7 protein-coding genes are annotated in these 8,449 nt (G+C 65.4%); 6 read left to right on the plus strand and 1 reads right to left on the minus strand.

What is annotated here, in order from left to right:
* Positions 1-3 precede the first annotated feature (3 nt).
* The 6 genes from RBA41_RS33545 to RBA41_RS31885 all read left to right on the plus strand — a co-directional run bounded on the left by RBA41_RS33545 (position 4) and on the right by RBA41_RS31885 (position 8,198).
* Positions 4-2,625: a CheR family methyltransferase gene (locus RBA41_RS33545; protein ID WP_374709635.1), complete on the plus strand. Its 2,622-nt coding sequence runs from the start codon at positions 4-6 to the stop codon at positions 2,623-2,625.
* On the plus strand, positions 2,622-3,545 hold the full coding sequence (locus RBA41_RS31865) for a PAS domain-containing protein (protein ID WP_306628365.1): 924 nt from the start codon (positions 2,622-2,624) through the stop codon (positions 3,543-3,545). Before RBA41_RS33545 ends, RBA41_RS31865 begins: the two co-directional genes overlap by 4 nt.
* Positions 3,538-4,023, plus strand: coding sequence for a hypothetical protein (locus RBA41_RS31870; protein ID WP_306628366.1), 486 nt, complete (start codon positions 3,538-3,540; stop codon positions 4,021-4,023). Before RBA41_RS31865 ends, RBA41_RS31870 begins: the two co-directional genes overlap by 8 nt.
* A gap of 86 nt (positions 4,024-4,109) precedes the next feature.
* Positions 4,110-4,622: a sigma-70 family RNA polymerase sigma factor gene (locus RBA41_RS31875; RefSeq protein WP_306628367.1), complete on the plus strand. Its 513-nt coding sequence runs from the start codon at positions 4,110-4,112 to the stop codon at positions 4,620-4,622.
* Between the two features lie 15 nt (positions 4,623-4,637).
* Positions 4,638-5,618: a FecR domain-containing protein gene (locus RBA41_RS31880; RefSeq protein ID WP_306628368.1), complete on the plus strand. Its 981-nt coding sequence runs from the start codon at positions 4,638-4,640 to the stop codon at positions 5,616-5,618.
* A gap of 114 nt (positions 5,619-5,732) precedes the next feature.
* Positions 5,733-8,198 carry a TonB-dependent siderophore receptor gene (locus RBA41_RS31885; protein WP_306628369.1) on the plus strand — a complete coding sequence of 822 codons (2,466 nt, stop codon included), beginning with the start codon at positions 5,733-5,735 and terminating at the stop codon, positions 8,196-8,198.
* Positions 8,199-8,218: 20 nt separating this feature from the next.
* On the opposite strand, the gene RBA41_RS31890 is transcribed toward RBA41_RS31885, so the two are convergent.
* A partial coding sequence (locus RBA41_RS31890) for a hypothetical protein (RefSeq protein ID WP_306628370.1) occupies positions 8,219-8,449 on the minus strand: 231 nt, incomplete at its 5' end.

The following is an 8,449-nucleotide window of genomic DNA, read 5'->3' on the forward strand; positions in this document are numbered from 1 at the left end:
GGCGTGACCAGTTTCTTCCGCGATCCGCCCGTGTGGGAACAGATCGAGACCGAGGCCATTCCGGCCCTGCTGGCGGCCCATCCGCAAGGCGCCATCCTGCGTGCCTGGACGCCCGCCTGTTCGACCGGCGAAGAGGCGTATTCGCTCGCCATTGCTTTCCGAGACACGCTCGAGCGCCTCAAGCCGGAGGCCCGCTACACCCTGCAAATCTTCGCCACCGATCTCGACAGCGACGCGATCGACCGCGCCCGCGCCGGCGAGTTTCCGGGCGCCATCGCCAGCGACGTGAGCGAGTCACGCTTGCGCCGCTATTTCGTGCAGCACAACGGTGGCTTTCGCGTGTGCAAGGAAATTCGCGAAATGGTCACGTTCGCGCCGCAAAACCTGGTGATGGATCCGCCGTTTACCAAGCTCGACCTGCTCACTTGCCGCAACCTGCTGATCTACCTCGAAGCGGACCTGCAGAAAAAGCTGCTGCCCCTGTTTCACTACAGCCTGCGGCCGGGCGGCATCCTGGTGCTCGGGAGCGCCGAAACGGTGGGCGCCGCCAGCGACCTGTTCTCCGCATGGCCAGGCAAGACGCGCATCTACCAGCGCCGCGAAAGCAGCCCGCGTACGGAGCCGGTCGATTTCCCTGCATCCATTTATGGCCGGTCCCGCAAAGGGCTGGGCGTGCCGATTCCCACCGCCAGCGCGGCCCAGCCAGGTAGCTCCAACGTGCAGACCTTGATCGATTCCTTGCTGCAGCAACGTTTTTCGCCAGCCGCGGTGCTCACGACCGACAAGGGCGACATCATCTATATCAGCGGCAAGACCGGGAAATACCTGGAGCCGGCCGTGGGCAAGGCCAACCTGAATATTTTCGCCATGGCGCGCGAGGGGCTGGCAGGGGCATTGAACGAAGTCTTCGCCAGGGTCGTGCGCGAGCAGGGCAGCCAGGTGCTCAAGGGACTGCGCGTGGGCGGCGATGGGGGCGCGCTGCTGGTCAATGTCGAGGTTCACAGTCTGCAAGAACCGCCACCGCTGCGCGGCATGATCCTGATCGTGTTTTCCGACCAGCCGGCGGCGCGCGCAAAAACACCGCGCAAGGGCCAGCTGGCCGGCGCCGAGGCCGAGCGCATGGATGCCATGACGCAGGAAATGCAGCAATCGCGCGAGGAGTTGCAGCGCGCCCGCGAAGAAATGCAGACCTCGCAGGAAGAATTGAAATCGACCAATGAAGAGCTGCAAAGCACGAATGAGGAATTGCAAAGCACCAACGAGGAATTGACGACCTCGAAGGAGGAAATGCAGTCGATGAACGAGGAGTTGCAGACGGTTAATCATGAACTGTCGGCCAAGCTCGACGAATTGTCGCAAGCCAGCGACGACATGAAAAACCTGCTCAACAGCACCGACATCGCCACGCTTTTTCTCGATGAACAGATGTGCATCCGGCGTTTCACCAATCGCGTCACCGGCATCATCAAGCTGATTCCCGGCGACGCCGGCCGTCCGATCACCGATCTGGTGAGCACGCTGAACTATCCGTCGCTGGCCGAGGATGCCCGCGAAGTGCTGCGTTCGCTGGTATTTCGCGAGGTCCAGGTCAGCGCGCTCGACGGGCGCTGGTTCACCGTGCGCATCATGCCGTACCGCACCCAGGACAACCGCATCGACGGGGTCGTGATCACCTTTATCGACATCAGTTCCTCGAAAACGCTGGAACGCGCCCTGCGCCTGAGCGACGAGCGCTTCCGGATTGCCATCGAACACGCGCCGCTGACGGTGTTCAGCCAGGATCATGAGCTGCGCTATACCTGGGTGCACAATTTGCAGCCGCAACTGCGCTCGGGCGACGCCATCGGCAAGACCGACGCCGACCTGTTGCCGCCCGAAGATGCAGTGCGCCTGACCCAGCTGAAACGCCAGGCGCTCGAACAAGGCATCAGCGTGCACACCGAAACCACGGCGCACCTGCACGGCACCACGCATTACTACGATTTTTTTGCCGAGCCGGCGCGCGACCACAGCGGCGCGATTATCGGCATCTCGGGCATGGCATGGGAAATCACGGAGCAAAAGCGCTCCGAGTCGCGTTTTCGGCAATTGCTGGAACACTCGATGAACGCGGTCGCCTGCCACCAGGTGATCATGGACGATGGTGTCCCGCGCGATTTCCTTGTTCTTGAAGTCAATCCCAAGTTCATGGAAATGACCGGACTGCATGACGTCGTGGGCAAGCGCCAGTCGGAGCTGGCCAGCAGCATCCATCCCTTCAATGCGGATCTGTTTTCCGCCTGCGTGCGGGTGGCGACCACGGGTAAGCCGGAGCACATGGAAGTATCTGCCAGGGACGGCGCGCAATGGATCAAGTGCGCGCTGTATTCGCCCGAGCCCGGGTTCTTCATCTCGGTCAAGGAAGATATCACCGAGCGCAAGCGGATGGAGGAAACGCTGCGCCAGACCCTGTCCGTGCTGCAGCGCCACAGCGCGATCGCGCCCTCGCAAGCCGATGCGGCCACGGCGTTGGAACAGGTACTGCAGGATGCGCATGCCTTGCTGGAAGGCGGTATGGCAAAGAACACCAGCCGGCCAGGCAAGGCCGTTTCAGATGTCGGCATCAATCAGGAAAAACAATCATGAGCCGTGAACAAGCAGTCCAAAACGTATTGCGGGAAGACGCCGAACTGCGCATGCGCGCGCGCGAACGCCAGCGCGAACAGGGGCGGGCGCCGCAGGCGGGCCCGCAGCTGATGCAGCACGTCGACAATCCGCAGCGGCTGCTGCACGAACTGCAGGTGTATCAGGTCGAACTGGAGCTTCAGAACGAGCAGCTGGAAGCGGCGCGCGCGTGGATCGAGGCGGCCCTGGCCATCTACACCGAACTGTACGATTTTGCTCCCGTGCCTTACCTGACGCTCAACCGCACCGGTACGATTGCCGAAATCAATCTGGCAGGCGCGCGCCTGCTGGGTAGCGAGCGGGCCCGTGTGATCGACAAGCGGCTCGGCCTCTTCGTGGCCGAATCCGATCGGTCCCGGGTGGCGGCATGCCTGAAGTCGCTGTATGCCACCCAGTGCGACGCGCAGTGCGAAGTGACGCTCGTCGCCAGGGACGGCACCCGCCGCACGGTGGAAATGCGCACCACCCTGGCCAACGATGGGGAGAGCTGCCGCGCCGTCCTGGTCGACGTGAGCGAACGCAGCGCCCGGGAGCGCCAGATGCGGCGCCTGGCCGACGCGTTCACCCTGGCGCCCGAAGCCATGTTCATCAGCGACCACAATGGCGTCATCACGGACATCAACCACGCGTTTACCGCCCTGACCGGGTTTGCGCACGACCAGGTGGCGGGGCAGCATCGACGCATGCTCAGCTGCGAGAGCCGGGCGCCCGGGCTGGACGAGGACATCATGCGCTCCCTCGCCATCAACGGCAGCTGGAGCGGCGAGATATGGCATCGGCACCGCGACGGCGACGTGTACAGGACAACGGCGCACATCAGCACCATGCCCGACAGCAGCGGCGCGCAGACCTGCGTCACGCGCTTCGCGCGCCATGATTGAACGGCTGCGACTGACATTGCCATCCTGCCCGGCAGGGCGCAAGGCGCGCACGGACCGGACGACAAGCAAGCGGACGGCAACCACCGGATTCTTGTGCCTTGCGCTGTGCCTGTCGCTGGCCGGCACTGCCGCGCCGCAAGCCGCGCGCGCAGCCGGGCCGGTGCAAAGCTTCCCGGTCCCGTCCGGCTTTCTGGCATCCGAACAGATCCCGCCGGGAGGAACGCTGGTCAAGGCCGAACGGATCGTCGACCGCGCCGGCGAACATCTGCTCGTCGTCACGCTGCGTTCGGGACCGTCGGCCGCAGCGAAGGCGACGCCCGGCACGGCAGAGCGGTTCGAGCTGTTTGCCGTGCTGTATACACGCAAGCACAAGGCCTGGCCGCAGACCTGGATCATCCAGGATCAGGCCGATTGCCCGGGCCTCGATTCAAGCGCGAAATTTTTCCCCGATTTCATCACGGTCACCGACCTGGACTAAGCGCCCCGGTTCGCGCAATTAAATTGCCCGCTCACCCTGCAAGCATTACAATTGAGAATAATTCTCATTATTAAGTGACCGCTTGCATGTCCAGTTCCCATACCCCGCTCGCGCTTGAAACGCTGTACACCGACCATCACGGCTGGTTGCGCGGCTGGCTGCGAAAACGGCTGGGCAACGCTTGCGATGCGGCCGACCTGGCGCATGACACCTATCTGCGCATCATCACCAGCGGCCGCGTGCCGCCGCCCGACCAGTCGCGGCGCCATCTGACCCAGATCGCCAACGGCCTCGTGGTCGACCTGTACCGGCGCCGCCAGATCGAGCTCGCCTACCTTGAGGCCATTGCGCTGGTGCCGGCAGCGCACGTTCCGTCCGAAGAAACGCGTGCCATCACGCTCGAAGCCCTGGTCGAGATCGATGCGCTGCTGCACTGCGTGTCGGCCAAGGCCCGTTCGGCGCTGTTGCTGTGCAAGCTTGAAGGAATGAGTTACCGCGACATCGCCGAGCGCCTGCAGGTGTCGGTGTCGTCGGTGGAAAAGTACATCGCCACGGCGCTGCAGGTCTGCGCCAGCGCACTGCACGCCCCGGCGCCGTAAGCAGCGCGGCCAGCCATGCCCGCCGGCGCCACCATCCCGGGTCGGCTCGATCCCGCCACCGTCAGCCAGGCCGCCGCCTGGATGGCCCGCCTGTGGTCGGGCGAGGCCAGCGCCGCCGACCAGGCTGCCTGCGCCGCGTGGCGCGCGGCCCACGCGGACCATGAACGCGCCTGGCGCCGCCTGCAAGCCGTCGAAGACAAGCTGATGAGCGTTCCGTGCGAGATTGCCCAGCACACCTTGCGCGAGCCCGCTGCCGCCGCCTACGTCACGCGCCGCCGCGCGCTGCAGCTGCTGGGCCTGGGCGTGACGGCAGGCACCGCCTGGTCGATGCGCGGCACGCAGGCCTGGGACAGCATCGCGTCCGACCACAGCACCGGTACCGGCGAAACGCGGGATGTCACCTTGCCCGACGGTACCCATGTGGTGCTGGCAAGCGCCTCGGCGGTCGACCTGCGCTTTGACAGCCACGAGCGCCTTGTCATCGTGCGCGCCGGTGAAATCCTGGTCAGCACCGCGCCCGATCCGATGGCCGCGCAGCGCCCGTTCCGGGTCCAGACGCGCGATGGCACGGTACAGGCCCTCGGCACGCGCTTTCTTGTGCGCCAGCATGCTGACGTCACCCGTGTTGGCGTGCTGGAAGGTGCTGTAGAGCTGCGCACGCGCAACAACCTTCACGATGCCGTCCGGATCGGCGCCGGCAAGAGCGCGGCATTTTCCCAGGATCGGGTCGAACAGTCCGGGCCGGTGCAGGCCAGCGCCGCCGCATGGTCGGGCGGCTTGCTGGTGGCCGAGGACATGCGCGTGGCCGACTTTGTCGCCGAACTCGCACGTTACCGGCCGGGCCTGCTGCGCTGCGACCCCGATATTGCCGGGATGCGCGTCAGCGGCGTGTTTTCGCTGCGCGACACCGACCGCGCGCTGCGCAATCTGGCGCTGGCCCTGCCGGTCGCCGTGGCGTACCGCACCCGCTACTGGGTCACCGTGCGCGCCCGCTGACCAAGCCACTTGCCACTTTTTTGCGGAAATCGTCGCGTCCGCTTGAGGTTTTCTGGTTCTCGTTCGGAATACAAGTAAGCACTCCCGCAATCTTCCGAACTCCAGGACCAGACCATGACTCATCAGCACCCACATTCCTCCGTCGCGCCTTCGCCGCGTGAACCGGCCTTCACCCTCAGCCGCGGCGCGGCCGCCGTGCGCGCGGTTTTGCTGGCCGGGCTGGCGCTGGGCCTGGCAACGCCGGCCCAGGCGCAGGGCGCCGCGGCGCGCAGCTTCCAGATCGCCCCCGGCCCGCTGGACCGCACCCTGAACAGCTTCGCCAGCGCCGCCGGCATCGAACTCTCCGTCGACGCAACGCTACTGAACGGCAAGACCAGCGCCGGCCTGAACGCCACCACCACCGTGCAGGCCGGCTTCGACGAAGTCCTGCGCGGACATGGCCTGCAAGCGCTGCGCCAGGCCAACGGCAGCTACACCTTGGCCAAGCTGGCCGAGCGCCCGGCCGCCCGTCCCGAGGCAGCCGTGCTGCCGATGATCACCGTTGTCGACTCCGCCGAGCCCGAGACTGCAAGCGGTCCCATCCGCGGTTACGTGGCCAGGCGCAGCGCCACGGCCACCAAAATCGACACGCCCATCGTGGAAACGCCACAGTCCCTCAGCGTAGTCGGAGCGGAAGAGATCGACACCCTCAAGTCGCAAAGCCTGCAGGACGTGCTCGCCTACGTGGCTGGCGTGGCCCGTAACGAAGCGGCCGACCGCACCACCGACCAGTTCTTCCTGCGCGGCTTCCAGGCCACCTCGGATCTTGGCAACCACTATCGCGACGGCACCCGCTACGGCGTCACCCGCTATGACGGCCGTCAGGAACTCTATGGCCTGGAACGGGTCGAAGTAGTGAAGGGTGCGGCCTCGGTCCTGTTCGGGGCTGGCGGCCCTGGCGGCATCATCAACACGGTCAGCAAGCGTCCCACGGCAGAGCCGGTGCACGAGATCAATGTGGAAGGAGGTTCATTCAGCCGCAAACAGGTATCGGCCGATATCGGTGGCCCGCTCACGGACGACGGCGTCTGGTCGTACCGCCTTACCGCGCTCTGGCGCGACAGCGGCACCTTCATCGATCACGTACCGGACAATCGCCGCTTCGTGGCGCCCGCACTCACATGGCGACCGGGCGCGGCGACCTCACTTACTTTTCTTGGAGACTATCAAAAAGACCGCACAGTGAATGTGTACGGCCTGCCCGCCGAAGGGACGGTCCTGCCCAACGCCAACGGTAAGATTGCGCGCCACCGCTTTGTGGGCGAGCCGGGCTTCGACCAGTTCGCGCTGGAACGGTATTGCGCCGGATACCTGTTCGAGCACGCGTTCAGCGAGCGGCTCAAGCTCAAAAACAGCTTGCGTTATGCACATGCGAGCAACGCCTTCGACTATGTCGAGGTGTGGGGCGGCGTCGATGCCAGCCAGCGCGCGACGGCTTCGCGTTGGGCAAGCGAGCGCGCCGACCGCTCCTCGTCGCTGGTTTCCGACACGTCGCTGCAATACCAGCTGGGCGAGGGCACCGTCAGGCATACCATCCTGGCAGGCCTGGATTACTCGCGCGGACGCGAAGAAACCGAACGCTACACGCGCTCGCTGGCAAATCTCGACCTGTATGCGCCGGTGTACGGCAGCCGCGTCGGCACCGAGCGGGTCCCGAATACCTTCGCCTACAAGGCCGATGGCAAGCGCTTGGGCGTCTACGCCCAGGACCAGCTCAAGGTGGGCGACAAATGGGTTGCCTCGCTGGGCGGCCGTTACGACATGCTGCGCTACAGTGAAGCCGGCTATTTCGGCGGTGTGCGGGCCGACAATGAAAAAAGCCATGCCTTTACCGGCAGGGCAGGGCTGGTGTACCTCGCCGATAGCGGCCTGGCACCGTTTGCGAGCTACAGCGAATCGTTCGAGCCGACCAGCGGCATCGACCGGACCGGCGCGCGCTTCAAGCCGTCCGAGGGCAAGCAGTTCGAAGCCGGGCTGCGCTACCAGCCCAAGGGCGCCGACGTGCTGCTGTCGGCCGCGCTCTACCAGCTGACCCGGCAGAACGTGCAGGTGGAAGACCCGCAAGATGCGAACTTTGCCGTGCAGGCAGGCGAAGTGCGGTCGCGCGGCCTGGAACTGGAAGCGCGCACCCGTATCGGCCGCACGGCCAACATGATCGCCGCCTATGCCTATACCGACGCGCGCACGACCAAAGCGAGCGCCCTGTATCCCGAACGCGAAGGCCAGCGCGTCGACAGCGTGCCGTATACCCAGCTCTCCCTCTGGGGCGACGAGGGCTTCGCCGCCGCCGGCTTGCCTGGTTTGCGGATCGGCACGGGAGCGCGCTACGTGGGCAGCACCCGTGGAGCGGCGCATGGCACGCCGGTGATCGTGCCGTCCGTCACGCTGATCGACGCCATGGCCAGTTACAGCACGGGGCCCTGGAAACTCGCGCTCAACGTCACCAACCTGGCGGACAAGACCTATATCGGCAGTTGCACCTACGGCTGCTTCTACGGCGAAGCGCGCAAGGTCATCGTCACGGCAAGCTACCGCTGGTAAAACATCGGACTGGCGCGGCGCTACGTCGGTGCCCGCCTGCCGGATGCCACTGGCGCCGGGCTGGATGCGGCGCCGCCGGCTGCCGCCAATTGCGCCAGATACAGCAAGCCCTTGATGCTCGGGAAAAAGCAGTACACCCCGCCGCGTGTGGTCACCAGCCGCGAAAACCCACGCAGGGTCCGGTTGGCGCTGCCTTTCGGCCCCTTGCCGGCCAGCGTGAACGAGCTTGACGCCGGATCGTTCACGCCCAC

This window comes from Massilia scottii, assembly GCF_030846495.1.
GTDB classification, from domain to species: domain Bacteria; phylum Pseudomonadota; class Gammaproteobacteria; order Burkholderiales; family Burkholderiaceae_D; genus Telluria_A; species Telluria_A violaceinigra.

Coding starts and splice junctions, on each gene's coding strand:
- RBA41_RS31885 (WP_306628369.1), top strand. CDS start 5,733: ATGACTCATCAGCACCCACATTCCTCCGTCGCGCCTTCGCCGCGTGAA.
- RBA41_RS31875 (WP_306628367.1), top strand. CDS start 4,110: ATGTCCAGTTCCCATACCCCGCTCGCGCTTGAAACGCTGTACACCGAC.
- RBA41_RS31865 (WP_306628365.1), top strand. CDS start 2,622: ATGAGCCGTGAACAAGCAGTCCAAAACGTATTGCGGGAAGACGCCGAA.
- RBA41_RS31880 (WP_306628368.1), top strand. CDS start 4,638: ATGCCCGCCGGCGCCACCATCCCGGGTCGGCTCGATCCCGCCACCGTC.
- RBA41_RS31870 (WP_306628366.1), top strand. CDS start 3,538: ATGATTGAACGGCTGCGACTGACATTGCCATCCTGCCCGGCAGGGCGC.